The 25,817-nt window shown below is 62.6% G+C and carries 26 protein-coding genes; 16 read left to right on the top strand and 10 right to left on the bottom strand.

Features of this window, described 5'->3' with window-relative positions:
• Positions 1-6 precede the first annotated feature (6 nt).
• The 4 genes from KSS96_RS11995 to hpaA form a co-directional block, all read right to left on the bottom strand.
• Positions 7-939, bottom strand: a complete 933-nt coding sequence (locus KSS96_RS11995; RefSeq protein WP_017528307.1) for a SphA family protein — start codon at positions 937-939, stop codon at positions 7-9.
• 67 nt (positions 940-1,006) lie between these two features.
• Positions 1,007-1,999 (bottom strand): helix-turn-helix domain-containing protein, encoded by a 993-nt coding sequence (locus KSS96_RS11990; protein ID WP_026067289.1) that lies wholly within the window; start codon positions 1,997-1,999, stop codon positions 1,007-1,009.
• Between the two features lie 164 nt (positions 2,000-2,163).
• Positions 2,164-2,586 (bottom strand): homoprotocatechuate degradation operon regulator HpaR, encoded by a 423-nt coding sequence (gene hpaR, locus KSS96_RS11985; RefSeq protein ID WP_017528305.1) that lies wholly within the window; start codon positions 2,584-2,586, stop codon positions 2,164-2,166.
• A 171-nt stretch (positions 2,587-2,757) separates the two neighbouring features.
• Complete coding sequence (hpaA, locus tag KSS96_RS11980) at positions 2,758-3,663, bottom strand: 4-hydroxyphenylacetate catabolism regulatory protein HpaA (RefSeq protein ID WP_017528304.1); 906 nt, start codon at positions 3,661-3,663, stop codon at positions 2,758-2,760.
• A gap of 169 nt (positions 3,664-3,832) precedes the next feature.
• Here hpaA and KSS96_RS11975 point away from each other — a divergent pair, with 169 nt between their 5' ends.
• From KSS96_RS11975 to hpaI, 8 genes are read left to right on the top strand one after another with little or no spacing between them, the layout of a single operon-like run.
• A complete protein-coding gene (locus KSS96_RS11975; RefSeq protein WP_065877810.1) occupies positions 3,833-4,492 on the top strand; it encodes a fumarylacetoacetate hydrolase family protein in 660 nt (219 codons plus the stop codon).
• 11 nt (positions 4,493-4,503) lie between these two features.
• The gene (locus tag KSS96_RS11970; RefSeq protein ID WP_017528302.1) at positions 4,504-5,274 is read left to right on the top strand and encodes a fumarylacetoacetate hydrolase family protein; all 771 of its coding nucleotides are present in this window, start codon (positions 4,504-4,506) and stop codon (positions 5,272-5,274) included.
• Between the two features lie 5 nt (positions 5,275-5,279).
• Entirely contained in the window at positions 5,280-6,740 is a 1,461-nt protein-coding gene (gene hpaE / locus KSS96_RS11965) for a 5-carboxymethyl-2-hydroxymuconate semialdehyde dehydrogenase (RefSeq protein ID WP_065877806.1), read from the top strand.
• Between the two features lie 50 nt (positions 6,741-6,790).
• Positions 6,791-7,648, top strand: coding sequence for a 3,4-dihydroxyphenylacetate 2,3-dioxygenase (gene hpaD, locus KSS96_RS11960; RefSeq protein WP_017528300.1), 858 nt, complete (start codon positions 6,791-6,793; stop codon positions 7,646-7,648).
• A gap of 44 nt (positions 7,649-7,692) precedes the next feature.
• Complete coding sequence (locus KSS96_RS11955; RefSeq protein WP_017528299.1) at positions 7,693-8,085, top strand: tautomerase family protein; 393 nt, start codon at positions 7,693-7,695, stop codon at positions 8,083-8,085.
• 51 nt (positions 8,086-8,136) lie between these two features.
• Positions 8,137-9,441: an MFS transporter gene (locus KSS96_RS11950; protein WP_217856335.1), complete on the top strand. Its 1,305-nt coding sequence runs from the start codon at positions 8,137-8,139 to the stop codon at positions 9,439-9,441.
• A 12-nt stretch (positions 9,442-9,453) separates the two neighbouring features.
• Complete coding sequence (hpaH, locus tag KSS96_RS11945) at positions 9,454-10,257, top strand: 2-oxo-hept-4-ene-1,7-dioate hydratase (protein WP_065877802.1); 804 nt, start codon at positions 9,454-9,456, stop codon at positions 10,255-10,257.
• A gap of 15 nt (positions 10,258-10,272) precedes the next feature.
• Positions 10,273-11,076 carry a 4-hydroxy-2-oxoheptanedioate aldolase gene (hpaI, locus tag KSS96_RS11940; RefSeq protein ID WP_017528296.1) on the top strand — a complete coding sequence of 268 codons (804 nt, stop codon included), beginning with the start codon at positions 10,273-10,275 and terminating at the stop codon, positions 11,074-11,076.
• 136 nt (positions 11,077-11,212) lie between these two features.
• On the opposite strand, the gene hpaR (KSS96_RS11935) is transcribed toward hpaI, so the two are convergent.
• Positions 11,213-11,635, bottom strand: a complete 423-nt coding sequence (hpaR, locus tag KSS96_RS11935; protein ID WP_017528295.1) for a homoprotocatechuate degradation operon regulator HpaR — start codon at positions 11,633-11,635, stop codon at positions 11,213-11,215.
• Positions 11,636-11,866: 231 nt separating this feature from the next.
• On the opposite strand from hpaR (KSS96_RS11935), the gene KSS96_RS11930 reads away from it, so the two are divergent.
• The 6 genes from KSS96_RS11930 to KSS96_RS11905 all read left to right on the top strand — a co-directional run bounded on the left by KSS96_RS11930 (position 11,867) and on the right by KSS96_RS11905 (position 16,742).
• On the top strand, positions 11,867-13,165 hold the full coding sequence (locus tag KSS96_RS11930) for an NAD(P)/FAD-dependent oxidoreductase (RefSeq protein WP_065877800.1): 1,299 nt from the start codon (positions 11,867-11,869) through the stop codon (positions 13,163-13,165).
• A gap of 32 nt (positions 13,166-13,197) precedes the next feature.
• Complete coding sequence (locus tag KSS96_RS11925; RefSeq protein WP_017528293.1) at positions 13,198-13,563, top strand: cupin domain-containing protein; 366 nt, start codon at positions 13,198-13,200, stop codon at positions 13,561-13,563.
• 56 nt (positions 13,564-13,619) lie between these two features.
• The gene (locus KSS96_RS11920; RefSeq protein ID WP_065877798.1) at positions 13,620-14,279 is read left to right on the top strand and encodes a response regulator transcription factor; all 660 of its coding nucleotides are present in this window, start codon (positions 13,620-13,622) and stop codon (positions 14,277-14,279) included.
• A gap of 85 nt (positions 14,280-14,364) precedes the next feature.
• Entirely contained in the window at positions 14,365-15,186 is an 822-nt protein-coding gene (locus tag KSS96_RS11915; protein WP_026067288.1) for a molybdenum cofactor biosynthesis F family protein, read from the top strand.
• Positions 15,179-15,979: an SDR family NAD(P)-dependent oxidoreductase gene (locus KSS96_RS11910; protein ID WP_065877796.1), complete on the top strand. Its 801-nt coding sequence runs from the start codon at positions 15,179-15,181 to the stop codon at positions 15,977-15,979. The genes KSS96_RS11915 and KSS96_RS11910 overlap by 8 nt, the downstream gene beginning before the upstream one ends.
• Complete coding sequence (locus KSS96_RS11905; protein WP_017528289.1) at positions 15,972-16,742, top strand: SDR family oxidoreductase; 771 nt, start codon at positions 15,972-15,974, stop codon at positions 16,740-16,742. The genes KSS96_RS11910 and KSS96_RS11905 overlap by 8 nt, the downstream gene beginning before the upstream one ends.
• A 96-nt stretch (positions 16,743-16,838) precedes the next feature.
• Here KSS96_RS11905 and feaR read toward each other — a convergent pair whose 3' ends face one another.
• The 3 genes from feaR to KSS96_RS11890 form a co-directional block, all read right to left on the bottom strand.
• A complete protein-coding gene (gene feaR / locus KSS96_RS11900) occupies positions 16,839-17,801 on the bottom strand; it encodes a transcriptional regulator FeaR (RefSeq protein WP_017528288.1) in 963 nt (320 codons plus the stop codon).
• 111 nt (positions 17,802-17,912) lie between these two features.
• Positions 17,913-18,497, bottom strand: coding sequence for a DUF3156 family protein (locus tag KSS96_RS11895; RefSeq protein ID WP_017528287.1), 585 nt, complete (start codon positions 18,495-18,497; stop codon positions 17,913-17,915).
• A complete protein-coding gene (locus tag KSS96_RS11890; RefSeq protein WP_065877794.1) occupies positions 18,478-19,977 on the bottom strand; it encodes an APC family permease in 1,500 nt (499 codons plus the stop codon). The genes KSS96_RS11895 and KSS96_RS11890 overlap by 20 nt, the downstream gene beginning before the upstream one ends.
• Positions 19,978-20,266: 289 nt before the next feature.
• Here KSS96_RS11890 and KSS96_RS11885 point away from each other — a divergent pair, with 289 nt between their 5' ends.
• Complete coding sequence (locus tag KSS96_RS11885) at positions 20,267-21,595, top strand: alginate export family protein (RefSeq protein WP_017528285.1); 1,329 nt, start codon at positions 20,267-20,269, stop codon at positions 21,593-21,595.
• Positions 21,596-21,687: 92 nt separating this feature from the next.
• On the opposite strand, the gene KSS96_RS11880 is transcribed toward KSS96_RS11885, so the two are convergent.
• Positions 21,688-22,620, bottom strand: a complete 933-nt coding sequence (locus KSS96_RS11880; protein ID WP_017528284.1) for a p-hydroxyphenylacetate 3-hydroxylase reductase component — start codon at positions 22,618-22,620, stop codon at positions 21,688-21,690.
• Between the two features lie 56 nt (positions 22,621-22,676).
• Positions 22,677-23,846: a p-hydroxyphenylacetate 3-hydroxylase oxygenase component gene (locus KSS96_RS11875; protein ID WP_065877792.1), complete on the bottom strand. Its 1,170-nt coding sequence runs from the start codon at positions 23,844-23,846 to the stop codon at positions 22,677-22,679.
• A gap of 236 nt (positions 23,847-24,082) precedes the next feature.
• Here KSS96_RS11875 and KSS96_RS11870 point away from each other — a divergent pair, with 236 nt between their 5' ends.
• Positions 24,083-25,570 (top strand): aldehyde dehydrogenase family protein, encoded by a 1,488-nt coding sequence (locus tag KSS96_RS11870; protein WP_065877790.1) that lies wholly within the window; start codon positions 24,083-24,085, stop codon positions 25,568-25,570.
• Positions 25,571-25,817 lie beyond the last annotated feature (247 nt).

Raw genomic sequence — 25,817 nt, 5'->3', positions numbered from 1 at the left:
AGCCCCTTAAAAGCTTTGAGAAATACGCAGCGCCACGGTGTAGCCTTCGGCCCGGTTGCGGGCGTCGGTTTCCTTGTAGGCATGCAGCCAGATGGGTGGCAGGCCGGGCTTGAAGTAGCTCACCGCCGGCCCCACCGCCAACACTCGTGCGCGATTGCCCGATTGCAGCCCCGGCGCGTCGTCATCGCTGAACTGGCGGTAGTAGTAACCGCCCAGGCCCAGGGTCCAGGGACCCACATGCTGGCCCACGGCAAATTCGTGGCGGTACTCGACACCGTTTTTGTAGTCGGTCGCGGGGTTGCGCGTGTTGACGTCGACTTCAAAGCTTGAAGACACCTCAAAGCCACTGTCGGTGATGTAGGTGGCGTTGACGATCGGCGAGAACGTCCAGTGGTTGAGCCCCGGGGAAATCAAGCGATTCTTGTCGTAGTCGCCGGTGGGTGCCTGGATCTGCAACTGGGTGTTGATGAACAGGTTCGGCGACAGGTTCCACTGCAGGATCAGCGGCAGAAATTGCATGTCGGCCATTCGGAACGGATCGGCTTCCAGATGCAAGGGCCCGACCGGCGTCGGCACCTTGACGGAAGCGTCCATCTTGAAGAACGGCACCACCACCCCGTAGCCGTAGTTGGCGCCCAGCACGGTGTGATCCGTCATGCGCATGTAGGCGACGCCGATGGACAACACATCCAGTGAGAAGTGGTTGTCGACGGAGCGCCCGTGGCGATCCTTCTGCACGTTGGCCGAATAGAACGCCGTTCGCAGCCCCAGCGTGCCGAACGGCGTGGCCGGCGGCATCATCCCCGCGCCGAAGTCATACACCCCGACCGCCGTGGTCGGCGCACCGTTCTCGGTAGCCTGGGCCGCGGCGCAGCAGCCGAGCAACCCCAGGGTGAACAGCGTCATGCGTGCGGCGCTTGCGTTATTGTTGTTGCTCATCGAATGCCCTCCCATCAAGTGGTGTGGGCCATCGTATTGAGCAGCGCTGGGGGCGGGTTATCCGTTTTCAGCAGAGTTGAGCGCGTCGCAGGGTCTGCGAAGGGCTTTCGCCAAACATGGTGCGGTAATCGCCCGAGAACCGGCTCAGGTGCCAGAAACCCCAGCGCGCCGCCACGGCCTGGACCCCTTGCGGCGGCATGCTCATACGCAGTTCGCGACGCACCGCGTTGAGGCGCAATGCACGCAAATAGGCCACCGGGTTGATCCCCAGGGTTTCCTGGAAGCAGTACTGGAGTTTGCGCCGGCTGGCGCCGATGTGGTTGCACAGGTCGAGGATCGACAGCGGCTCATCGAGATGACTGAGCGCGTACTCGCGGGCGCGGTCGACCATTCGTTTACGCGCCGTGGGGTTCAGGGGTGGCGCCTGGTCCGGCGCAATCAGCTCCAGTACGTGCAGCATCACCGTATCGCGGATGCCGCGACGGATCGCGTCATGCCCGAACAGCGCGTCACGCTTTTGCTCGCACCCTGCCAGTGCGTCGAACAAGGACGAGAGTGCCTGTTGCACCGGTGAGTCGCCCAAACGGTAACACTTGGGAAGATCGGTAATTCGAAAGGGGCTGCCCTGTCGTTCCAGAATGTGTTGCAGCACGTGCTCGTCAATCGCCACGCTGAGCAGGTCAAGGTGCTGGGGCGTATGCAGCTCGGGCAGGTTGCGCCCGTGGGCAACCAGCAGGCTGGGGTCGTGAATCGGGTGCCCGGCACAGTACACCGGCCCATGCGCACTCAGCGGCAAGCTGAAGGTGATCGCACCGTCCCAGGCTTCTCCGCTCTTGATCATGGCTTGATTAGAGCGGTCGCGGGCCAGTTGCATCCAGCCCGAGCGGAACTCAATCAGCTCGCCTTCAAAGGCACCCGGCGATAACTGATCGTAGCGAACTTGCCAGCCCTGCATATTGCGGGCGTGCTCATCGATGTCACTCGTCAGGAAGCGCTGGAGGGGCGGCATAGACCGCACCGTCTTCGAAACCGCGGGCATCCGCTCATTATTGTTGTTCATGGACCCGACCTTTTTCAGTTGCAAGGCTTACGGGTCACCTACAAGGCAAGTTCCATTCCGAACTCAGGACAGGTCGCGCATTTGTGCCGAAAAGGGATAGTGCGCGGGACCAACACAGGTCGCCCGCGGGCCAATACGTTCATCTGTTAACGATTTTTTGCGCATCACGGCTTTATATTTTTCAGCTCGTTGAGCAGGCCCAGCAACTGCTCCATTTTTTCCGCGCCAAACTGTTCTTCGATCTTGCGGTAGTTGCTTTCCATGCCTTCGCTCATCGACACAAAACACTGCTGGCCGCGTTCGGTGAGGCCGACGAATACGCGCCGCTGGTCCTGGCTGGACTTTTGCCGACGCACCAGGCCATCGCGCTCCAGGCGGGTCAATACGCCGGTCATGCTGGGTTTCAGGATGCAGGCCTGCTGGGCAAGTTGATGGCTTTCCAATTCGCCCTGCTGGCGCAGGATGCGAATCACCCGCCACTGCTGTTCGGTCAGTTCATGCTTGTTCAGCGCCGGCCGGAAAAACGCCATGGCGGCTTCACGGGCTTGCAGCAGGGTCAGGGTCAGCGAAGGTCTGGGGTTGGCCATATCGGCACCACGTGGATGATCGAGTCGGCAGCTTAGTGTCGCCGCCCGGCGCACGCAAGCCTGTGAAAAGTGCAATCGGTTCCGTGTAAAAGCCATTCTGTGCGAGCGCCGCGCTGGTCATGCTGACCCGACGAAATCAACAAGACCAAGGCGCAACGGCCCATGCCTGGCTCAACGCAAACCCAATTGCCGCTGGCGATACTCCCCCGGCGTGAGCTGTGCGTAGCGCTGGAAAAAACGACTGAAATAGGCCGGGTCCTTGAACCCGAGCTGGTAGCAGATTTCGTTGGCGGAGCTGCCGGTGAACAACAGCAGGCGCTTGGCCTCCTGCATCAGGCGCTCCAGGATCAGGCGCTTGGACGGCAGGTCGGCGATGCGTCGGCACACATCGTTGAGGCGCGCCTCTGTCACGCCGATGCCTTGCGCATACCGCGACAACGGCCAGTGTTGCAGGTAGTGCGCTTCGATCAGTTCGTTGAAACGGTGGAAGATCTTCAAGTCTTCGTGCCGCGCGGGCGTGGCTTTCAACGAATGGGAGCACAGCCGCAACAGGCTGACCATGATCAAGCGCGTCAAGCTGTCCAGGGCCGCGCCATGCCCTGGGCGACGGGCGTCCACCTCTTCGCTCAACTCATCGAACAAAAAATCCAGCCGGCGTATTTCACTCGCGTAGTGCGGGCCCAGGTGTGCCAGCGCGACGCACGCCGCCGGCAATTGCGCACCGGCCGGCGCCAGGCTGGGGTCGGTCTCGATCAGTTGCCAGACCAACTGCTGGCGCACCGTCAGCACGTGCCCATCGCTGTCGGCCTCGGTGACGAAGGAGTGCGGCACGGTAGGCGGCGTGAGGAAAAACATCGGCCCGGACTCGACGTACTGCTGGTCGTCCAGGTACACGCGCACGGTGCCGCTCTTGACGTAGTGCACCTGGAAGAACCGGTCATGCCGGTGCACCGGCATGTTGCGTCCGAAGAAACCCGCCAGGTTGGCCAGCCGGTCGTAATGCACCTGCGCGTCGCGGTAGCGCTGGTCGTACACCTGGCCAATGTTGATGTTGGGGATGGGTTGGCGGTCAGTCATCGCACGCTACTCGTTTTTATTGTGATTGCCGTGGCGCCCATCCTGCACCGAATCGCGCAGCGCAACCACCGTGAAGAACGTTTGCCACGCTTGACGATAGTTAACATCTTAATTATAACTGTTAACACATTAACAAACGGAGCCACCCATGGCTCTGCCAGGAGAAAGCATGAGCCGTGCCTTGCATGACGTCGCGACCGGCACCCTGTTCGGTGTCGCGCTGAACTACCAGGGGCTGCTCAAACAGCGCCTTGGCGAATTCGAACAGCCGCCGTATCAAACGCCGCCGATCAAACCGGTGCTGTTTATCAAGACGCCCAACACGCGCAATCGGCACGGCGCCGCGGTGGTACATCCAGGCCAGGGCCAACGCTTGCAACCTGGCCCGGCGCTGGGCGTGGTGATGGGCAAAAGCGCCAGCCGTGTAAGCGCCGCCGAAGCCCTCGACTACGTCGCCGGCTACACCATCGTCAATGAGTTCAGCTTGCCCGAAGACAGCTACTACCGCCCTGCCGTCAAAGCCAAATGCCGTGATGGTTTTTGTGCCGTGGGGCCCGAGTTGATCCCCACCGCGCAAGTCACCGACCCCCATAGCCTGGCGATCACGCTGTACGTCAACGGTGAGGTTCGCCAGCAAGACACCACCGCCAACTTCGTGCGCAACATTCCTTTGCTGATCGCCGAAATCAGCGAGTTCATGACCCTGCACGCCGGCGACGTGTTGATCACCGGCACCCCGCAAGGTCGTGTCGATGTGCAGCCGGGCGACACCATCGAAGTTGAAATCAGCGGTTTGGGCCGCCTCGCCAACCACGTCGTGGCCGAGTAACAGGAGCTTGCATGAAACACGCCCGTATCCAATTTGAAGGCGAAGTCCACCTCGCCCATGTCGAAGACAACAACGCCGTGCGCCTGGCCGATGGTCGGCTGCTGGCCGAGGACCAGGTCCAGTGGCTGCCACCGGCCACCGGCAGCATGTTCGCCCTGGGCCTGAACTACGCCGACCACGCCGCCGAACTGGCGTTCAAGCCGCCCACCGAGCCGCTGGCCTTCATCAAGTCCCCCGGCACCTACACCGGCCACAACCAGGTGACCTGGCGCCCGGATAACGTCGCCTACATGCACTACGAGTGCGAACTGGTGGCCGTCATCGGTAAACCTGCGCGCAACGTCAAGCGCGAACACGCCCTGGACTACGTGGCCGGCTACACGGTGTGCAACGACTACGCCATTCGTGACTACCTGGAAAACTACTACCGCCCCAACCTGCGCGTGAAAAACCGCGACGCCACCACGCCTGTCGGCCCGTGGCTCATCGACGTGGCCGATGTGCCCGACCCGAGCAACCTGAGGCTGCGCACCTGGATCAACGGTGAGCTGCGCCAGGAAGGCAGCACAAAGGACATGATTTTCGACATCCCCTACCTGATCGAATACCTGTCCAGCTTCATGACCTTGCAGCCCGGCGACATGATCGCCACGGGTACGCCAGAAGGCCTGGCCGACGTCGTGCCCGGCGATGAAGTGGTGGTGGAAGTCGAAGGCGTAGGCCGCCTGGTCAATCGAATTGTCAGCGAAGCGGCGTTCTTCAACGCCCGTAAAGAGGCTTGAACAGCATGATCAACCATTGGATCAACGGCCGTGAGGTCGAAAGCAAAGACGTGTTCGTCAACTACAACCCGGCCACCGGTGACGCCATCGGTGAAGTCGCCAGCGGCGGCGCCGAGGAAGTGGCGCAGGCGGTGGCGGCGGCCAAGGAAGCCTTTCCGAAATGGGCCGGCACCCCCGCCAAAGAACGCGCGCGCCTGATGCGCAGGCTCGGCGAGCTGATCGAACAGAACGTACCGCGCCTGGCTGAACTCGAAACCCTGGACACGGGCCTGCCGATTCACCAGACCAAAAACGTGTTGATTCCACGTGCATCACACAACTTCGATTTCTTCGCCGAAGTCTGCACGCGCATGGACGGTCACAGCTACCCGGTCGATGACCAAATGCTCAACTACACCCTGTACCAACCGGTAGGGGTTTGCGCATTGGTCTCGCCATGGAACGTGCCGTTCATGACCGCCACCTGGAAGACCGCGCCATGCCTGGCGCTGGGCAATACCGCCGTGCTGAAGATGTCCGAGCTGTCACCGCTGACCGCCAACGAACTGGGGCGCCTGGCCGTCGAAGCCGGCATCCCCAATGGCGTGCTGAACGTGATCCAGGGTTACGGCGCCACCGCCGGCGATGCATTGGTGCGCCACCCGGACGTGCGCGCGATTTCGTTCACCGGCGGCACCGCCACCGGCAAGAAGATCATGCAGACCGCCGGGCTGAAAAAGTACTCCATGGAACTGGGCGGCAAATCGCCGGTGCTGATCTTCGAAGACGCCGACCTTGAGCGTGCCCTCGACGCGGCGCTGTTTACGATTTTTTCGCTCAACGGCGAACGTTGCACCGCCGGCAGCCGGATCTTTATCCAGGAAAGCGTTTACCCGCAGTTCGTCGCCGAGTTTGCCGCGCGCGCCAAACGCCTGATTGTCGGCGACCCGCAAGACCCGAAGACCCAGGTCGGCTCGATGATCACCCAGGCCCACTACGACAAGGTCACCGGCTACATCAAGATCGGCCTCGAAGAAGGCGCCACCCTGCTCGCCGGCGGCCTGGAGCGCCCGGCCAACCTGGCGGCGCACTTGAGCAAAGGCCAGTTCATCCAGCCGACGGTGTTTGCCGATGTGAACAACAACATGCGCATTGCCCAGGAAGAAATCTTCGGCCCGGTGGTCTGCCTGATTCCGTTCAAGGACGAAGCCAGCGCCCTGCAACTGGCCAACGATACCGAATACGGCCTGGCGTCTTACATCTGGACCCAGGACATCGGCAAGGCGCATCGTCTGGCCCATGGCATCGAAGCCGGCATGGTATTCATCAACAGCCAGAACGTGCGCGACCTGCGCCAGCCGTTCGGCGGGGTGAAAGGTTCCGGCACCGGCCGTGAAGGCGGCCAGTACAGCTTCGAGGTGTTCGCCGAAATCAAGAACGTGTGCATCTCGATGGGCAGTCATCACATTCCACGCTGGGGCGTCTGAGCAACACCAAAATCCCCTAAGACAACAACAACAATTTCAGGAGAATCATCATGGGCGAAGTCGTCCTGGCCGCGAAAATCTGCCACGTCCCCTCGATGTATTTGTCGGAGCTGCCCGGCAAACACCATGGCTGCCGTGAGGCGGCGATTGCCGGCCACAAGGAAATCGGCCGGCGTGCCCGCGAACTGGGCGCCGATACCGCCGTGGTGTTCGATGTGCACTGGCTGGTCAACAGCGCCTATCACGTCAACAGCGGCGAGCACTTCAAGGGTATCTACACCAGCAACGAACTGCCGCACTTCATCAAGAACATGGAGTACGAGTACCCGGGCTGCCCGGAGCTGGGCGAGCTGATCGCGCTGGAGGCCAACGCCGCCGACGTGCGTACCCTGGCCCACAACATTCCGAGCCTGGAGCTGGAATACGGCACGCTGGTGCCGATGCGCTACATGCACATGGGCGTGCCGGACGATCAGAAACTCAACGTGGTCTCGATTGCCGCCTGGTGCGCCTGGCACCGCCTGCAAGACAGCTTCACCTTCGGCGCCGCCGTACGCCGGGCCATCGAAAAGAGCGATCGCAAAGTCGTGGTGCTGGCCTCGGGGTCGCTGTCGCACCGCTTCAGCGACGACCGCAACGCCGAAGCCAATATCCACAACTGGACGCGCGAGTTCGACAAGCAGGTCGACCTGCATGTGGTGGAGCTGTGGCGCCAGGGTCGCTGGAAAGAATTCTGCGCCATGCTCCCCGACTACGCCGAGCACTGTTTTGGCGAAGGCAAGATGCACGACACCGCGATGCTTCTGGGGTTGCTTGGCGGGCCGGATTACACCCAGCCCGCCGAGATCATCACCGAACCCTTCGGCAGCTCGGGCACCGGGCAGATCAACGCCATTTTCCCTGTTTGACCGCATGGCCGCCCGGCATCCCCGCGCGGCCAGAAGGAGCCACCATGCCCCACTTCATCGCTGAGTACACCGACAACCTCGAACAGCAGGCGGACCTGCCCGGCCTGTTCGAAAAAGTCCACGCCACCCTGGGTGACAGCGGCGTGTTCCCGCTGGGCGGCATCCGCAGCCGTGGCGTGCGCCTGGACACCTGGCGCATGGCTGACGGCAAGCACGACTACGCCTTCGTGCACATGACCCTGAAAGTCGGCCATGGCCGCGACCTGGCAACCCGGCAGAAGGTCGCCGAAAAACTCTTCGAGGTGATCACCGCGCACTTCGCCGCGCTGCAAGCCCAACGCCTGCTGGCCTTGTCGTTTGAAATGGTCGAACTGCACGAACAGCTCAATTTCAAGCAGAACAATGTGCACGCTTTCCTCAAGGCACAGGTGGGCTAACCCGCCCTGCCCGTTCGTTCCATCGGCCTCTCAGACAAAAAGTATAAAACCATGAGCACAGCCAATACCGCCGACACACCGGCCACCATCGCCCGCGACCGCACACACGGCCTCATCACCTGGCGGCTGATGCCGCTGTTGTTGATCTGTTATCTGTTCGCACACCTCGACCGCATCAACATCGGCTTCGCCAAGATGCAGATGAGTACCGACCTGAACTTCAGCGACACCGTCTATGGCTTCGGTGCCGGTCTGTTCTTCATCGCCTATGCGCTGTTCGGCGTGCCGAGCAACATGGCCCTGGACCGTGTCGGCCCGCGCCGCTGGATTGCCACGCTGATGGTGGTGTGGGGCGCGCTGTCGACCTGCATGTTCCTGGTCGACAGCGCGATGGGCTTTTATGTGCTGCGCTTTTTACTCGGGGTGGCCGAGGCGGGTTTCTTTCCGGGCATCCTGGTGTTCCTGAACCGTTGGTACCCGGCAGGCCAGCGTGCGCAAATCACCGCCTTGTTCGCGATTGCGGTGCCGATGGCCGGGGTGATCGGCGGGCCGCTCTCGGGCGGCATCCTCGAACATTTTCATGACCTGGGCGGCCTGCGCGGCTGGCAGTGGATGTTCGTGATCGAGGGCGCGCCGGTCATCCTGCTCGGGCTGGTGGTGCTCAAATGCCTGCCGGACAGTTTCGAGACCGTTACCTGGCTGACGCCTGCGCAAAAACAACAACTGCGCGAGCAACTGCACGGCGAAGAACAACGCAAATCCATCACCTCGTTCTCCGCCATCCTGCACAACCGCCAGGTGTGGTTGCTGGTGGCGGTGTATTTCGCGGTGATGCTGGCGGTCAACACCTTGGCGTTCTGGATGCCGACGCTGATCCACGGCGCCGGGGTCGGCAGCGACGGCAAGGTCGGGTTGCTCAGTGCGGTGCCGTACCTGGCCGGTTGTTTTTTCATGATCGGCTGCGGGCGCTCGTCCGACCGGCACCGTGAACGCCGCTGGCACCTGTGCGTGCCGTTGCTGATGGCGGCGGGCGGCATCGCCATCGCCGGGCTCGCCCCGGCCAACCCGGCCCTGGTGCTGGGCGGCCTGATCATCGCCGGCATGGGCGCCAGCGCGGCGTTGCCGATGTTCTGGCAGCTACCGCCAGCGTTCCTGTCCAACCACACCCAGGCCGCCGGCATTGCCTTGATCAGCTCCTTGGGCAGCATCGCTTCGTTCTTCGCGCCCTACCTGATCGGCTGGATGCGCGACACCACCCACAGCGCCAGCCTGGCCCTGTACGCCCTGGCATTGCTGATTGCACTCGGTGGCGTGCTGGTGCTGCGCACCCAGGCGGCCATCGTCAACCCTCACTAAGAGACCCTTGTCATGCTCGATCAACCGCTTATCCAGCAAGCCGCCGCCCGCCTCGACCAGGCGGAACGCTCCCGCGAGCAGGTGCGCCAGTTTTCCCTGGAGCACCCGGCAATCACCCTTGACGACGCCTACGCCATTCAGCGTGCGTGGGTCGCGCAAAAAATCCGCGACGGGCGCAAGCTGGTCGGCCACAAGATCGGCCTGACCTCACGCGCCATGCAGGTGTCTTCCAACATCAGCGAGCCGGATTACGGTGCGCTGCTCGACGACATGTTCTTCGACGAAGGCAGCGATATTCCCTTCGAGCGCTTTATCGTGCCGCGCGTCGAGGTCGAATTGGCGTTCATCCTGGGCAAGCCGCTCAAAGGCCCGAATGTGACCGTATTCGACGTGCTGGACGCCACCGAATGGGTGATCCCGGCGCTGGAGATCATCGACGCGCGCATCCAGCAGGTCGACCCGCACACCCAGGCGACCCGCAAGGTGTTCGACACCATTTCCGATAACGCGGCCAACGCCGGCGTGGTGATGGGCGGACGCGCCGTGCGCCCCACCGAGATCGACCTGCGCAAGGTGCCCGCCGTGTTGTACCGCAACGGCGTGATCGAAGAGTCCGGCGTATCGGCCGCCGTACTCAACCACCCGGCCAAGGGCGTAGCCTGGCTCGCCAACAAACTGGCCGCCTACGACGTCACCCTGCAACCTGGGCAAATCATCCTGGGCGGCTCCTTCACCCGCCCGGTGGCGGCCAACCCCGGCGATACCTTCCATGTCGACTACGACATGCTCGGCTCGATTGCCTGCCGTTTTGTGTAAGTGGAGGATTGCTCGATGGATATGCCTGTGAACACCTTCAAACAACGCCTGCGCAGCGGCGAAACGCAGATCGGCCTGTGGCTGGGACTGGCCGATGCCTACTGCGCGGAACTGGCCGCCAACGCCGGCTTCGATTGGCTGCTGATCGACGGCGAACACGCGCCCAACGACCTGCGCGGCATGCTCGGCCAGCTCCAGGCCGTAGCGCCTTACCCCAGCCACCCGGTGATCCGGCCGGTGATCGGCGATACCGCCTTGATCAAGCAAGTACTGGACATCGGTGCGCAGACCTTGCTGGTGCCGATGGTCGAAAGTGCAGCGCAGGCGCAAGCACTGGTGAACGCCATCCATTACCCGCCCAACGGGGTGCGCGGCGTCGGCAGTGCGCTGGCACGGGCATCGCGCTGGAACAGCATCGCCGGTTACCTCGACCAGGCCGATGCGCAAATGTGCCTGCTGGTGCAGATCGAAAGCCGCGAAGGCCTGGCCAACCTGGACGCCATCGCGGCCGTGGAAGGCGTCGACGGCGTGTTCATCGGGCCGGCCGACCTGAGCGCCTCAATGGGCCATCGCGGCAACCCCGGGCACCCCGAGGTGCAGGCGGCGATTGAAGACGCCATCGCCCGCATCCGCCAGGCCGGCAAGGCAGCCGGCATTCTCAGTGCCGACCCGGCATTGGCCAGGCGCTACATCGAACTGGGCGCGGCGTTCGTCGCGGTGGGCGTGGACACCACGGTGCTGATGCGTGGGCTGCAAAGCCTGGCGGCAGCGTTCAAGGGTTCAGCGGCGCCCGCCAACGCGGCGGGAGCTATTTACTAGAGCGTGCGATAGCGAGGGGTTGAGGTGTTCGGCCTAAAGCCCCGGCAAGATCTCAAGATAAATGGAGATCCCCTGTGGGAGGGGGCTTGCTCCCGATAGCGGTGTATCAGACTGTCCTAACAGTTGCAGTCTCGGCTCAACGCTTCAGGGTTTTGAGCTCATTGAGCAAACCCAGAAGCGTCTGCAACTTCTCCTCGCCAAACCCCGCTTGCAAGCGCTGATAATTGGCCTCCATGCACTGGCTCATCGAAGCAAAACAAGCGTGCCCCTTCTCGGCCAGCCGCACCAGCACGCGCCGTTGATCCTGGTGCGCCTTGCGCCGCTCGACCATGCCCGCCGCCTCCATGCGTACCAGCACCCCCGTCATGCTTGGCTTGAGGATGCAGGCCAACTCGGCCAGGCGATTGATCTCCAGCTCTGGATGCTGGCTCAAGATCCGGATGACCCGCCATTGCTGCTCGGTCAACCCGTGCTGGTTCAATGAAGGACGAAAAAACCCCATGGCGGCTTCCCGCGCATGGAGCAAACTGAGGGTCAGGGATTGGCGCAATTGAGGCATATAAAGGTCGACGTCATATTTAGTTAACAGATTAACAAGATTCTAGCATCGGCACCGGTCCCCCGTGTGCAGCTTTACCCTTACGCAGGCTTCAGTGGCAGCCACGGTCAAGCGCGGCGGCACACAGAATCAAGACACCTAACGCGCGGAAGGCACCTAATAGCAGCCAACAAGCATAGAGCTCAAACCCGGCTCTGCAGTGAGTTCCCCTTCACTTTTCCAGGCTGCGCAATGATTAATATCGAAACGCCCACCTACTATTCGGCCACCAAAAAATACAACCTCAGCTTCCCGACCCTCGAACAGGACGTAGACGCCGACGTGGTGGTGATTGGTGGTGGTTTCTCCGGCATCAACACCGCGCTGGAACTCGCCGAAAAAGGCATCACCAACATCGTGGTGCTTGAGGCGCGCTACCTGGGCTTCGGTGGCACGGGCCGCAATGGCGGGCAAATCATGGCGGGGATCGGCCATGACCTGGAAAAGATCAAGCAGCAAGTCGGTGACGAAGGCCTGCGCCAGATCTTTGAAATCAGCGAGCTGGGCGCCGGCATCATCAAGGACCGCATCGCCAAATATTCCATCGACGCCGACTTCTGCCACGGCTACGGCTACATGGGCTTCAATGCCCGCCAGGAAAAAACCCTGCGCGCCTGGGAGAAGGACTTCAAATCCATCAACACCAAGGACGAAATCCGCTTCATGGCGGGGTCCGAGGTCAAGCAGATCATTGGTTCCGACGCCTACAGCAGCGCGTTGCTGCACATGGGCGGCGGGCATGTGCACTCGCTCAACCTGTTGCTGGGCGAAGCCAAGGCGTTGGCCGGGCATGGCGTGCGCATCTTCGAGCACAGCCCGGCCCTGGAAATCAGCTATGGCGAGCGCATCACCGTGCGCACCGGCCGTGGTTCGGTCAGGGCCGCCAAGTTGCTGTGGGCCTGCGACAGTTTCCTCAACAAGCTTGAACCCGAGTTGCACCAGACCACCGTCAACACCTACGCCTTCCAACTGATGACCGAACCGCTGTCGGACGAGATGATCAACCGTATCAGCCCTATACGCGGGGCCTACAGCGACATTCGCCCGGTGATCGACTACTACCGCGTCACCCGCGAAAACCGCCTGCTGTTCGGCGCCGCCACGCCTTTTGTCGAGCACATCCCGCTGGACCTCAAGGCCTGGAACCGCAACCTGATGTTGAAGATTTTCCCGTACCTCAAGGACGTGAGGATCGACCTGGCCTGGGGCGGGCCGATGGCGACCGGGGCCAACCTGTTCCCGCAGATCGGCACGCTCAGCGGTCGCCCCAACGCGTTTTACGTGCAGGGCTACGCCGGCTTCGGGGTCACGCCCAGCCACATTATCTGCAAGGTATTGGCCGAGGGCATGAGCGAAGGCTCTTCGCGCTATGACCTGATCAGCTCGGTCAAACACGCACAGATCCTCGGCAAAGACCATATCCGCCCGCTGCTGCTCACCGCCGGCAAAAGCCTTCACCAACTGTCGGGCTACTTCAACGGTCGCCGTTGAGCCCCCGCTGTTTCATTCACAGGAGAACCGCCATGCCCGTTACCCCCCTGAAGAAAGACATTCAATTATCGGAGCTCGACCCCTGGGGCACGGTTGCCGACCTCGGCTCCGAGATCCTCGAAGGCGAGGTCAAGGCCTTCGGCAAGATGACCTTCGGCGCCCCGACCGACCCGGTCAGCAGTGCCTATTTCGGCACCACCCAAGGCAAGTTCCGCATGGTCTACCCGTTCGCCGAACAGGCCACCGTGGTCACCGGCGAAGTGGTACTGACCGACGAAAGCACCGGCCAGAGCACCCGCTACAAGGCCGGCGACAGCTGGTTCGTGACCAAAGGCACACCGGTGCTGTGGGACGTGGTCAGCGAGAGCTTCGTGAAGCACTATTTTGCGGTAGGCTGATCGCTCCCGCTGCCGGCGTGTGCCGGCAGCGTTTTTTCCGGCGCAGGTAACCGACCATGCACGCCATCCCCGCCCAGGAAGTCGCCGGCCACTGCCTGCAGGCTTTCACCCAACTCGTACCCGCCAGCCAGGCGGCGTTCTATTGCGTCGACCGCCACCTGCAAGCCCGTGATTTCAGGCTGCTGGGCATGAGCGGTGAGATGCACCGCGATTACCTGGACAACTACCGCCAATTCGATCCGTTGCAGCCGCGCAACTGCCTGTCCACCGGGCTCACCGTGGTGCCGCTGGGGCTGGCCATGGCCCGGCAGCCGCTGCGTGACAGCCGCCGCTACCGCGACTTTCTGGCGCGCTACGGGGTGGTCGATGTGGTGGAGATCGTCGCCCATCGCGCCGACCAGCCCCAGGCCGCCATCTCGCTGCTGCGCACGGCTGAACAAGGGGTGTTCACCCTCGACCAGTTGGCCCAGTTGAATGCCTTGCAGGTGATGCTGCAAATGGCCGTGGCTAACATGCAGCCCACAGACGACGGGTTGGCCGGGCTTACCCCCAAGGAGCGCCAGATCGCCTGGTTGCTTCGCCAAGGCGCGAGCAACAAACAATTGGCCCAGGCGCTGGACGTCGGCCTGCCCACCATCAAGACCCACCTGATTCACCTGTTTCGCAAAACAGGCGTCAGCAGCCGCACCGAACTGGTGGCGGCGCTGTTTCTTTAAGCGGGGTCAACCATTCGGTTGATAGGCGCGCGCCCTTCCCCACCGCATGCTCCGGGTTGTCAACTCAACCCCGTGGAGCCATGCAATGACCACCCCATCCGACTGGATCACCGTAGGCGCCCTTGCCGACGGTTTCGCCCCTGAAGCCTTTATCCTGCCCAACCTGGCCGACCTCAACGGCAAGACGTTCACGCTGTACTTCGCCAACGGCTGGCAGATCGAGCACCGCTTTGAAACCGACACGCTGCACTGGAACGCCGCCGATGGTCACTCCAGCGGTGCGGCCGCCTACCGCGCCACCTCGGTGCGTCCGGGCCTGTACCTGGTCGATTTCATCAAGCACGAAGCCGGGCAAGCCTGGTCGATCAGCCTGGTGCTGGATACCGCCACGTCGTCGTTCACCGCCGTGATCGGCAGCATGCCGAGCCGCGAGCAAACCGAACAAGGTCTGTACAGCCGCGCGCTGGCCGGCAAGGCCCTGACCTCGGTGCACGTGGAATTTCTACAGGGCAGCCTGAATCAACCCTGGCAGGCTGGCCAGTGCCCGCACGCACCGACCCAGGAACTGACCGGCTTGCGCAACCTGTACCGCTACAGCCCCAGCGAGGTCTACGAGCACATTTACCTGAACGATCAGTTCTACTCCTGGCAGTGCATCAAGGGTGTCGAACAGGGCCTGTGCGATACCGATCGCTGCCACTACTACAAGATTGCCGACCAGTTGTACCTGTTCGTCTGGCGCGAAAAGATCATCCCGACCCTCGGCCTGGTGTTGATCGATCTGCAACAGCACCGCAGCGACGGCAAGATTTTCGGCTACGCCGGTGCGTCCTTCGATGAGCTGTCGAACTTTCCGGTCAGTTCCTACTGCCAGGTCCTCAACCATACGGAGTATCCCGATGCCTGACGCCCGAACCGTGGTCATCACCGGTGCCGGCACGGGCATCGGTGCCGCCTGCGCGCGGCTGTATGCTGCCGAAGGCGCCAACCTGGTGCTGATCGGCCGGCGTCGCGAGCCATTGGAGCAGGTCGCCGCACAAACCGGTGGCCTGGTGCTGGTCGGCGACGCGGCCTGCCCGGATACGTGGGACAGGTTCGTCGCACAGATTCGCGCACACCATGGCCGACTCGATGTGCTGCTGGCCTGTGCCGGTGGGCATGGCGTGGGCAGCGCCAGCCAAACCAGCCCGGCCACCTGGGTAGCGGCGCTGCGCAGCAACCTGGACAGCGCGTTCTACAGCGCCCGCGCCTGCCTGCCGCTGCTGATCGAGAGCGCCGGGTGCATCGTGCTGCTGGGCTCCATCGCGTCGTTGGCCGCCGGGCCCGAGGTGTGCGGCTACACCACCGCCAAACACGCACTGCTCGGGCTTAACCGCTCACTGGCGCGGGACTACGGGCCGCGTGGCGTGCGAGTGAACGCCGTGTGCCCTGGCTGGGTCACCACGCCGATGGCCGACGAGGAGATGCAGCCCTTGATGAACTTCCACGGCGATACGCTGCAGCAGGCCTACGCCCGTGTGTGCGCCGACGTACCGTTGCGGCGTCCCGCCAGCGCCGAAGAAATTGCCAGGGTATGCCGCTTCCTGGCCGGCCCCGACGCCTCGATCATCACCGGTGCCAGCGTGGTCGCCGACGGTGGTTCGAGCATCGTCGATGTACCGACCCTGGCCTACGCCCATATGGAGCAGCCCTATGTCTGAAGACCTCGATTTCAGCGGCAAAAGCGTGCTGGTCACCGGCGGCGCGCAAGGCATCGGCCGGGCCGTTGTCGAAGCGTTTGCGCTGCGTGGCGCGCGCGTGATGATCGTTGACCTGCGTCGGGCGCAAGCCCAGGCGTTGGCCGACGAATTGGCTGCGCGGGGGTGCAGGGTCCAAGCCATCGAACTCGATCTGGCCGAGGCGACGGCGGTGTTCGACGGGATCAAAGGCATCGAGCGCGACTGGGGCCGCCTGGACATCCTGGTGCACAACGCTGGCTATTTTCCGTTGACCGCGTTCGAGCAGATCACCCCGGCCGTGCTGGAGCGCACGCTGGCGGTCAACCTCTCGGCGCTGTTCTGGCTGACCCAGGCCGCCTTGCCGATGTTTCAGCGTCAAGGCGGCGGTTGCGTGCTGGTCACCTCATCGGTCACCGGGCCACGGGTCGCCTATCCGGGGCTGAGCCACTACGCCGCGTCAAAGGCCGGGGTCAACGGGTTTATCCGCAGTGCCGCACTGGAACTGGCCGGCAACCGGGTAAGGGTCAACGGCGTGGAACCGGGGATGATCGCCACGCCGGCCATGGGCAACCTGGGCGATGCTCAGGTCAACGCCGACATCGCCAGCCGCGTGCCACTCGGCCGCCTCGGCGCGCCGCAGGACATTGCCGGGGCCATGCTGTTTCTGGCCTCGGACCTGGCGAGCTACATCACCGGGCAGACCATCATTGTGGATGGCGGGTCGACGTTGCCCGAAGTGAAGTAAGGCCTGTCAGGCATAACCCACAGTTGGATCGCGGGCATCAGTTGGGTAGTTGCCTGCTCCCGAGCCGTGATGTTGCCTGAGGTGAAACAAGGCCACCTAAACCGCGCCCACCGCCTGTTGCAGATGGGTCGAACGAAAATCCTTGGGCGACAGCTCGAATTGCTTCTTGAACGAGCGACTGAAGTGCGCCGAGTCGGTGAAGCCCCACTTGTAGGCAATCGAGGTGATCGACTCGCTCTTGAGGAACGGGTTGGTCAAGTCATCCGCGCTGCGCTTGAGCCGCGCACGCTGGATGTAGCGGCAGACACTGTCGTCCTGTTCTTCGAACAAACGGTACAAATGCCGCACCGAGATATTCAAGCGACTGGCCAGGCCCACGGGGCTCAGGCCGGGCTGGGTCAGCGACTCGTCGATGACTTTCTGCACATAGCTGCGCAGGTTGTTGCCCTGCAGGCAGGCCATGCCCTCACCGGGCGCGTCATGCGCTTCGAAGGCGGAACCGAGCAAGGATACAAACGCCGCTTGCAGGGCCTGCGCCTCCTCGTTCGGGTCCTGGTCGCCCAACCCTTCCCGGCACAGTTGGTCCATCAGCACATGGAGCATGCGGCCACAGGCCTTGCTCGACGAGATCTTGCCGAAGGTTTTCGCGGCGCCACCCAGTTGCTTGCACACTTCATTGCGCGAGAGTGACAGCGAGGCGTGTTCGATCAGGCCAAACGGGCTGATCTCGATCGAGCCCGTGGAGTCCATCAGCAGCATGTCGCCGGGGGCCAGTTGCACCACCTGGCCGTTCTGGGTGATCTGGCAATAGCCACTGCGTTGGCTGACGAGAAAACAATGCTGGTCCCTATCGTGATCGGCGTTGGGTCGTTCGCGCTTGATCAGCCCGGCATTGGTGCGCAGGTTGGCCAGTGACAGGCCACCGCGCTCGCGCTTGGACACCTCACCGATAAACAGTGAGCGGTTAAACGCCAGTTCCGTGTCGAAATGGCCGCAGGCCGCGCGCAAATCCCGAGTCCAGGTTTCCAATCCATGGTGCGCAGATTGATAGGTGCTCATGGCAACTCCACAGTGGCTTATTGTTTTTGTCGGCCAATAGTTAACATGTTATCTATATAGGCGCAACAAGCACAGCATCCCAACTGTAAAAGCACTAATGATGCCAACTCATCACAACCCGCTCAGCACTCGCTGCAAGCCCGCCAGCACCGTGAACAGACTGGCGCGCTGGGCTGGGCTCAGGGCGATGTAACGACGAAACGCCGGCATGCGGTTGACCACTTCGCTGCCGCCCATGTGCTCCAGCCGGACGCGCCATTGCTGTGCCTGCAACTCGATGCGCAGGTGCTTGAAATCCAGCGCCATCAGGGCTTCGTGCAACGACGCATCACCCGCCAACGCAGCCTCCAGCCGGGCCAGCAAAGTCGCTTCGCCCGCCCGTTGCCGACACGCCAGCCCCGTGCGCCGAATCGACCCGCGGTGGTGCAGGTCCCAGCGTGCGCTGCCCTGCTGTGAAGCGGGCAACTGAATCCTGAACTCGGTCATCACCAGGTGCATCAGCAGTTGCGCTTCGGTGCGCTCGACAATCGTCACCTCAAGGCCACTGGCGTCCAGGCTGAACACCGCACTGGCCGGCCCGGTGGAGGTAAAACTTGCCAGGCCAAGGTTGCGCCGCAGGTATTCAAGCGTGACCCCGGGCCGATAGCCGGCCGGGGCGCGTTGCGCACTGAACAGCTCAGACAGCTTTTGCAGCATGCTCGAAAGGCTCGTTGTAAAGGTTGCCAGGCTCATGGGAAAACTCCTTGGCCAGCACGTCTTCGACCGACGCCGGCTTGAATGGATTGACCTTTTGCACCACCAATGTCCAGAACAGCGCGTAGGCAGCGGTAATCGCCAGCATCACGCCGAACGGCACGTAGATGTCGGCGGGGTTCATGCCCGGCGGGGTGATGAACCACATCCCGAGCAAGATGCCGATGCTGGACAGGATTTGTGGCAACGGGAAGAACGGCGAGCGATAGGCCCGTGGCAGATCAGGACGGCGAATGCGCAGGATCACCACCGACAGCGTCACCAGCAGGTACGAGAAACTCCAGGCACACACCGCCGCCAGCACCAGATGCATGATGTTGTCAGCGTTGCCGCCCAACCACAGGGCGTGCAGGCACGGAATCAGCATCGCCACCAGGATGCACAGCAACGGCGTCTTGAAGCGTGGGTGCAGGTAGGTGAACACCTTGGGCAGCGCGCCGTCCACGGCCATGCCATAGAGGATGCGCGGCACGCCCGCCATCAGCGTGTTGATGGTGGCGGCACCGGCAAACAAAAAACCGATGCCCAGCCACAGCGGGCCGACCTGCCCCATGACCTGCTCGGCAAAGCGCGGAATCGCCATCGGCGTGTCCAGCAGGTGCACGCCGGTGGCGGCATCCAGCAACACGTTTTCGACCTGGCGCTTCATCGCCGCGCCGTAGATAAACATACAGGTGGCCACGCTGAGCAAGCCCAACAGCATGGCCTTGGGCATCACCCTGGCCGAATTGCGCAAGTCCGGAGCCAACGGCGTGACGAACTCGCAACCGACAAACATGAACATCGCCATGCCTACCAATGACAGGACGGTGACCACGTCGGTGCCCACCAGTGACACACCGAACCAGCCCTCCAGTTGCACCGCCGGCGCCGCGATCAGGCCCAGCACGCCGAACACCATCAACGTGGTCCACATGCCGAAGGTCAGGATGATCTCGGCCCTGCCGAAGGCGCTGACGCCAAAGGCATTCAAGATGCCGAACACCACCACGAAGCCGACCCCGAGCAACCACGAGCCCCCGGCGGATTCCGCCAGGGTGTTGAGGTGCTCGAAGTTCACCAGCGCCATGACCCCGGACAGAATGGTTTCAGCGGTACCGGCAAACACATGCACGATCAGGTACGCCGACAAGGTGCCGGTGATCGCAAAAAAACGGCCCATGCCGCAATTGATGTAGTCGTAGACCGAGCCGGTGGTCGGCAGGATCGCGGCGGCTTCGGCGAAGGTGGTCGCCTGCGCCAGCATCATCACCACCGCAATCAGCATGGCCACCGCAAAGGCGCTGCCGCCGATCCCGAAACCCATGGTCGCGGTGAGAATCACCGGGCTGGCCATGATCAGGCCAATGGTGCTGGCCAGCGCGGTCGGAAAGCCGACGCTGCCTCGTTTCAAATGCTGCGTGAGCCGGTCATTGATCGACATGGTGCGGATCCTCGAAAGCGGATTTCTGATTGGATGCATCGAGCCGTACAAGGAGCCGGCGTTGAAGCCCTCCCCAGCCAGTCCCTGATCGAAACGGCCTCGAGCGAAAATCACTGTGCGCCTCCAACGCGCCGAGCGTCTTGCCCATGTGTGCCGTCACTTTTGTTGCTGTCTGCCACGGCACACCGCTTGGCGGGCAGGATCAATTACCTGGCACGCAGATGAAAGACTTCCCCCGCTCCCAGCCACTTAATGCGCCCTCCACCTAACCATGCTGGGGATTATAAAAATGGAGCACACACTCAAAACCCGCACGTTGTCCAAGGCTGTCGGCCTGGGCATCGCGCTCTTGATCACCCATTCGTCGGCCCAGGCCTACGCGCTGTACGCCGACGAAGACACCCACCTCAACGCCGACTTCCTGGCGGTCTACGGGATGTTCAACAGCCGCCACAACTACAATGGCATGCCGGGCGGCTCCACCTGGCGCGAAGGGTTCATCAAGTACGGGGTCAGCGGCGATCAGGGCCTGGCCGGGTACGGTACCGGTTATGGCGCCCTCAATTGGGTCAGCTCCGGCACCTGGGGCGACGGCGATGCGGGGGGCAATACCGTGGGTTCGGAACGCACCACAAAAATCGAAGACGCGTACCTCGGGTGGCGCTCGGCCGAGCTGTTCCCGGCACTGGGCAAGGACGGGGTGGATTTTTCCATCGGCCGCCAGGTGGTCAAGGTTGGCCGTGGTTTTTTGATCAACGACGACGGCCCCAACCTGGGCAAGGGCCCGGCTGACGGTACGTTGAACCGCGGGGGCGGTTTCTACCTCGGCGCCCGCCACGCCTTCGACCGCACGGCGGTCCTGCGCCTGGGCGGGCAGGATGGCCTGCATGGTTCGGTGCTGTGGCTCAAATCCGACAACCGCGCCCAGGCCGAAACCGAGCTGGCGGCGGGCACCCTCGACTACACGGCGGCGGCCGGTACGCTGGGGTTGACCTGGGTTCACGGCATGGGCGTCACCGACCCATGGGCCAGCGACTTCCAGAAACAGCGCGACGGCATGAACACCTACAGCCTGCGCGGCGAAGGCAGCGCGGGCATCGACAACGCCAGTTTCGCCTTCGAATACGCTTGGCAGGACAAGGACGCCGGGCCGGAAAAAGCCTGGTACGGCGAAGCCGGCTACACCTTCGCCGACGTCAGTTGGGCACCGAAACTGACCTATCGCTACACCCGTTATTCGCAAAAATGGGACCCGCTGTTCACCGGACTCAGCACCGGCTACGGCACCTGGATCCAAGGTGAAGTGGCCGGCAATTACGCCGGCCCGTTCAACAGCAACACCGGGGTCCACCATGTCGGCCTCAAAGCCACGCCATTGGAAAACCTGACGATTGCGGCGCTGTACTTCGATTTCAATACCCTGCGCAAGCACGATGCGCTGAACCTGGACGCTCGCGAGTTGGACCTCTACGCCGAATGGGCCGTCAACAGCCACCTGATCATCAGCCCGCTGGTGGGCCTCTACCAACCGAAAAAGGGCGCTGACACCGGCGGCAACCAAGTCGGTGGCAACGGCACCAACCTTTACAGCCAACTGACCGTGGCCGTACCCTTCTGAGCCCTTTCAGGCGCTGCCCCGCGCAGCGCCTGCGGCACGCTAGGGTGTGTGCTGATGCAGCATGCTCCCTTGCCACATGCAGCAATCAGCAATCAGCAATGACGGATCAGTTGCTTCAATACCGTCTTGAACGTTTCGATCTGCGCCTCAGTGAACTCAGCGAATACCTTGTCCTGCTGTTCGCGCGCAATCGCCCACAGGTCTTCGGTTTGCTCCACGCCCGCAGCGGTCAGGCGCACGCCGCTGTCGTCGTCGCTCACCAGCCCCTTGCGCTTGAGGTTGGCCACGGCTTCGTCGATTTCGCGCACCGGCATAGCCACCTCGCGTAGCAGGTCGCCGGCGCTCAGCCGGGCGTCGTTCTCCAGCACCATCAGCATGCGCGCCTCGTTGGTGCGCAGGCCGGTGGACAGTTGCCGGGGTTGGTAGGCCGATTGGTAGGCGCGCACCGCCTGGGTCATCAGGTAATACAGGTTGTGGCTCAGGCGCCCCTGGAAATGGCTGCTCGGCGGCTGGCTGTCGTCACGCTTGGTCATGCGCGTGTGGGGTAGGACCATCGAGTAGGCGCCCTGGTGATAGAGCAGCGGCGCACGCCCGAAGTCATCGAACGCCACCACCTTGCCGATCATGATCCAGTGATCGCCGCCGTCCACCTGCTGGTAGTTCTCACAGTGAAACCGCGCCGAACAATCGGCGAACACCGGCGCGCCACCCTCGCCTGGCTGGTACTCGATCTCGGCGAAGCGATCGTCCTTGGGCCGGGCAAAATTGTTCGACAGGTCGATCTGGTCCGCCGCGAGCACGTTGACCGCGAAATGACTGGCCTGCTCGAACACTTCATGGCTGTTGGAGCGTTTGTCGATACTCCATAACACCAACGGTGGGTCGAGCGACACGGAGTTGAAGCTGTTAGCGGTGACGCCCACCTTGCGCCCGCTGGCGTCGGCGGCGGTGACCACGGTCACGCCGGTGGCAAAGTTGCCCAAGGCGCGGCGAAAGGCGCGTGGGTCGAAGGTCGATTCAGACATGCAAGACTCCCGGGCTGCGTCAGGCGCAGCCCTGATTGTTGTTATCAAAGACGGGTTCAGATCATGCTCGGGTCGGGCTCCAGGCCCATCAGCTCGCGGCCGAGGATCTGCGCGCACACGTCGTAGTCGGTGTAGGCATGGGCGCCGGTCATGTGCGAGTCACGGAACAGGCGCTGCATCTCGTTGTGTTCGAACCAGGCATTGCCGCCGGCGGCTTCAAACAGGCGATCCACCGCCTGGATGCACATCTTGGTGGCGTACGCCTGGTTGGTGCGCCAGAACGCCAGGGTTTCGCGGCTGGGGTAGCGCTGCTGCTCACTGTGCTCGGCATGATCGGCCCAGGTCTTTTCAAGAAACGCACGCGCGGCGCCCACTTGATGCGTCGACTCGGCCAGCCGCATCAACGCCGGCGTGGCCGCGCCGACCGCCGCCCCGGTGTAGGCGCGCACGCGGGTCTTGGTCTTTTCGCGGAACACATCGAGCATGCGCTCGGCGACGCCCAGGCTCACGGTGGAAAAGCCGCTGGCAAAATACGGACGGTACGGCGAGTAGAACACCTTGCTGTCGGGGTACAAGCCAAAGCCCGCGGACTTGCCCTCCATCATGTCCTTGGCCTTCTGGATACGGTGCTCCGGCACCCAGGCCTTGTCGATGAGCAGGGTCTTGGTGCCGCTACCTTTCATGCCGGCGGCAAACCAGTCGTCGCGGATCTGATAGTCACTGCGCGGCAGCACGGCGAAGCAATAGTCCTGCGTGCCTTCGGCATTGGGCCGGCGGAAACCGACAATCGCCCACTCGGCATGGTCGCAGCCGCTGCTCCAGCCCATCTCACCGCTGAACAGCACGCCGCCCTCGACCTCTTCGGTACGCCCAAAGGGCGCGATGCTGCTGCTCGCCGTGGCGTTCGGGTCGGTGCCCCAGACTTCCTGTTGCAGGGTGGCCGAGAACAGCGCCAGCTGATGGCTGTGGGTGCACAACAAGCTCATGGCCCAGGCGGTACTGGCACATGCCCCGGCGAGCGCGGCGATGCAGTCGGCAAACTGTGGCAGCGACAACTCCATGCCGCCGAACGCCTTGGGCTGGAACGCACGATGCAGGCCGATGCCCTTGAGCAACGCCATATTCTCGGCGGGCACCTGGCGGTGCTGTTCAGCCTGCGCAGCATTGGCCGCGATGGTCGGCAGGATGGACTTGAGGTCTTCAAGGAGCGGGTTTGGCTTTTTCATGGATGGCCCTGCTTATTATTGGATGTCCGGACAACCACAGGAATCGAGGCGGGGCGCCGGATGCAGGGCCAGTATGGCGGGCGCCCCTGGGGCATAAAATGCACGTTCCACAGCCAAGATTGCACTTTTCATAGGCCTGGCAGCCACAGACATAGCACGCGGCAGGCACAGTCAAGCCTGGCATGAAGCGGTGGCTTAACCTCGGGGTTTTCTTTGTTCACGACCAGGAAAACCCCATGAGCGATATTCCACTGCTGCCTCAGGTCGAAGCGTTTTTGCGTCGACAACACGCGCTGTTTATCGACGGTGGCTACGTACAGAGCCACTGCGGCCAGACGTTGGAGGTGATCAACCCGGCCACCGGCCAAGTCATCGCCCAGGTCGCCGACGCCGACGCGGCCGACATCGACGCAGCCGTGGCCTCCGCGCGCCGTGGTTTCAAACAATGGTCCCAGGTCGCCCCGGCGACACGCGGCACGGTGTTGTTCAAACTGGCCGACCTGCTAGAGCAGCACCGCGAAGAACTGGCGCAGATCGAAACCTGCCAATCGGGCAAGATCATCCAGATTTCCCGCGCCTTCGAAGTCGACCAGGCCGCGCATTTTTTGCGCTACTACGCCGGCTGGGCCAGCAAAATCACCGGGCAGACCATCACTCCCTCACTGCCCTCGTTCGCCGGTGAACGCTACACCGCCTTCACCCTGCGCGAGCCGGTCGGGGTGGTGGTGGGGATCGTGCCGTGGAATTTCTCCACCATGATCGCGCTGTGGAAACTCGCTTCGGCGCTGGTGACCGGTTGCAGCATCATTATCAAGCCCAGTGAGTTCACGCCGCTGACCATCCTGCGCATCGCCGAACTGGCGATGGAGGCCGGGCTGCCGCCGGGTGCGCTCAACGTATTGACCGGTGCTGGCCTGGTGGGCAAAGGGCTGGTCGAACACCCCGGCACCAACAAGGTGTCGTTTACCGGCTCGGTGCCCACCGGCATTGCCGTGGGCCAGAGCGCCATGGGCGCCGGGCTGACCCGCGCCACCCTGGAACTGGGCGGGAAAAACTCGGCGGGGTTCCTGCCCGATGTGGACCTGGAAACGGCGGTCAACGGCATCATCGAGGCGGGCTTTTTGCACTCCGGGCAAATCTGCGCCGCGGCCGAACGCTTCTTTGTGCATCGCTCGCAGATCGACGCGGTCATGGACAAACTGGCGCAGCGCTTGAGCGCGCTGAACATCGGTTCGCCGCTGGATGAGCGCACCGAGTTCGGCCCGGTCGCCAACCGTCAGCATCAACTCAAACTGGGCGCGTTCTTTGACAAGGCACGAGCGCAAAACAACCGCATCGTGCACGGCGGCAGGCTGCTTGACCGGCCGGGTTGCTACGTCGAACCGACGATCATCCTGGCCAATGGGGTCAACGACACCTTGCTCAACGAAGAGACCTTTGGCCCGATCGCTACGTTTTTGCCGTATGACACTGAGGAGGAACTGCTGGCGTTGATGAACAACACGCCCTATGGCTTGAGCGCCAGCCTGTGGACTAATGATTTGGGCAAGGCGCTGCGGATGGTGCCGGCCATTGAAGCGGGTACGGTGTGGGTGAATATGCATACGTTGCTGGACCCGGCGGTGCCGTTTGGGGGCAGCAAGTGCTCGGGGGTGGGCCGGGAGTTTGGCGGCGCGTTTATCGAGGAGTACACCGAGTTGAAGTCGGTGATGATTCGTTACTGACGATAATCCGGCTATACCGGGAACCAAATGTAGGAGGGGGCTTGCTCCCGATAGCGGTGTGTCAGTCAATGGATCTGTCACTGACCCACTGCTATCGGGAGCAAGCCCCCTCCCACATGGACCTCACTAATGGATCCACTAATTAATAGGCTGTTCGATAATCGCCCATTAAACCCCCTTTCACAGCTTGACTACCCCCTACCCCTCCAATCTAATGGATCCAACAAATAAAAATAATCCATTGCCT

Source organism: Pseudomonas asgharzadehiana (assembly GCF_019139815.1).
GTDB lineage: Bacteria > Pseudomonadota > Gammaproteobacteria > Pseudomonadales > Pseudomonadaceae > Aquipseudomonas > Aquipseudomonas asgharzadehiana.
This window is presented reverse-complemented; position numbering and strand designations above follow the sequence as displayed.

Excerpts from the sequence above, each read along its gene's own strand:
- KSS96_RS11995 (WP_017528307.1), bottom strand. The coding sequence starts at position 939 with ATGAGCAACAACAATAACGCAAGCGCCGCACGCATGACGCTGTTCACC.
- KSS96_RS11885 (WP_017528285.1), top strand. The coding sequence starts at position 20,267 with ATGGAGCACACACTCAAAACCCGCACGTTGTCCAAGGCTGTCGGCCTG.
- hpaR (WP_017528295.1), bottom strand. The coding sequence starts at position 11,635 with ATGCCTCAATTGCGCCAATCCCTGACCCTCAGTTTGCTCCATGCGCGG.
- KSS96_RS11890 (WP_065877794.1), bottom strand. The coding sequence starts at position 19,977 with ATGTCGATCAATGACCGGCTCACGCAGCATTTGAAACGAGGCAGCGTC.
- KSS96_RS11880 (WP_017528284.1), bottom strand. The coding sequence starts at position 22,620 with ATGTCTGAATCGACCTTCGACCCACGCGCCTTTCGCCGCGCCTTGGGC.
- KSS96_RS11990 (WP_026067289.1), bottom strand. The coding sequence starts at position 1,999 with ATGAACAACAATAATGAGCGGATGCCCGCGGTTTCGAAGACGGTGCGG.
- hpaR (WP_017528305.1), bottom strand. The coding sequence starts at position 2,586 with ATGGCCAACCCCAGACCTTCGCTGACCCTGACCCTGCTGCAAGCCCGT.
- KSS96_RS11925 (WP_017528293.1), top strand. The coding sequence starts at position 13,198 with ATGCCCGTTACCCCCCTGAAGAAAGACATTCAATTATCGGAGCTCGAC.
- KSS96_RS11970 (WP_017528302.1), top strand. The coding sequence starts at position 4,504 with ATGAAACACGCCCGTATCCAATTTGAAGGCGAAGTCCACCTCGCCCAT.
- KSS96_RS11905 (WP_017528289.1), top strand. The coding sequence starts at position 15,972 with ATGTCTGAAGACCTCGATTTCAGCGGCAAAAGCGTGCTGGTCACCGGC.
- feaR (WP_017528288.1), bottom strand. The coding sequence starts at position 17,801 with ATGAGCACCTATCAATCTGCGCACCATGGATTGGAAACCTGGACTCGG.
- KSS96_RS11955 (WP_017528299.1), top strand. The coding sequence starts at position 7,693 with ATGCCCCACTTCATCGCTGAGTACACCGACAACCTCGAACAGCAGGCG.
- KSS96_RS11910 (WP_065877796.1), top strand. The coding sequence starts at position 15,179 with ATGCCTGACGCCCGAACCGTGGTCATCACCGGTGCCGGCACGGGCATC.
- KSS96_RS11915 (WP_026067288.1), top strand. The coding sequence starts at position 14,365 with ATGACCACCCCATCCGACTGGATCACCGTAGGCGCCCTTGCCGACGGT.
- hpaD (WP_017528300.1), top strand. The coding sequence starts at position 6,791 with ATGGGCGAAGTCGTCCTGGCCGCGAAAATCTGCCACGTCCCCTCGATG.
- KSS96_RS11920 (WP_065877798.1), top strand. The coding sequence starts at position 13,620 with ATGCACGCCATCCCCGCCCAGGAAGTCGCCGGCCACTGCCTGCAGGCT.
- hpaE (WP_065877806.1), top strand. The coding sequence starts at position 5,280 with ATGATCAACCATTGGATCAACGGCCGTGAGGTCGAAAGCAAAGACGTG.
- KSS96_RS11895 (WP_017528287.1), bottom strand. The coding sequence starts at position 18,497 with ATGCTGCAAAAGCTGTCTGAGCTGTTCAGTGCGCAACGCGCCCCGGCC.
- KSS96_RS11930 (WP_065877800.1), top strand. The coding sequence starts at position 11,867 with ATGATTAATATCGAAACGCCCACCTACTATTCGGCCACCAAAAAATAC.
- KSS96_RS11875 (WP_065877792.1), bottom strand. The coding sequence starts at position 23,846 with ATGAAAAAGCCAAACCCGCTCCTTGAAGACCTCAAGTCCATCCTGCCG.
- hpaA (WP_017528304.1), bottom strand. The coding sequence starts at position 3,663 with ATGACTGACCGCCAACCCATCCCCAACATCAACATTGGCCAGGTGTAC.
- KSS96_RS11870 (WP_065877790.1), top strand. The coding sequence starts at position 24,083 with ATGAGCGATATTCCACTGCTGCCTCAGGTCGAAGCGTTTTTGCGTCGA.
- hpaH (WP_065877802.1), top strand. The coding sequence starts at position 9,454 with ATGCTCGATCAACCGCTTATCCAGCAAGCCGCCGCCCGCCTCGACCAG.
- KSS96_RS11975 (WP_065877810.1), top strand. The coding sequence starts at position 3,833 with ATGAGCCGTGCCTTGCATGACGTCGCGACCGGCACCCTGTTCGGTGTC.
- KSS96_RS11950 (WP_217856335.1), top strand. The coding sequence starts at position 8,137 with ATGAGCACAGCCAATACCGCCGACACACCGGCCACCATCGCCCGCGAC.
- hpaI (WP_017528296.1), top strand. The coding sequence starts at position 10,273 with ATGGATATGCCTGTGAACACCTTCAAACAACGCCTGCGCAGCGGCGAA.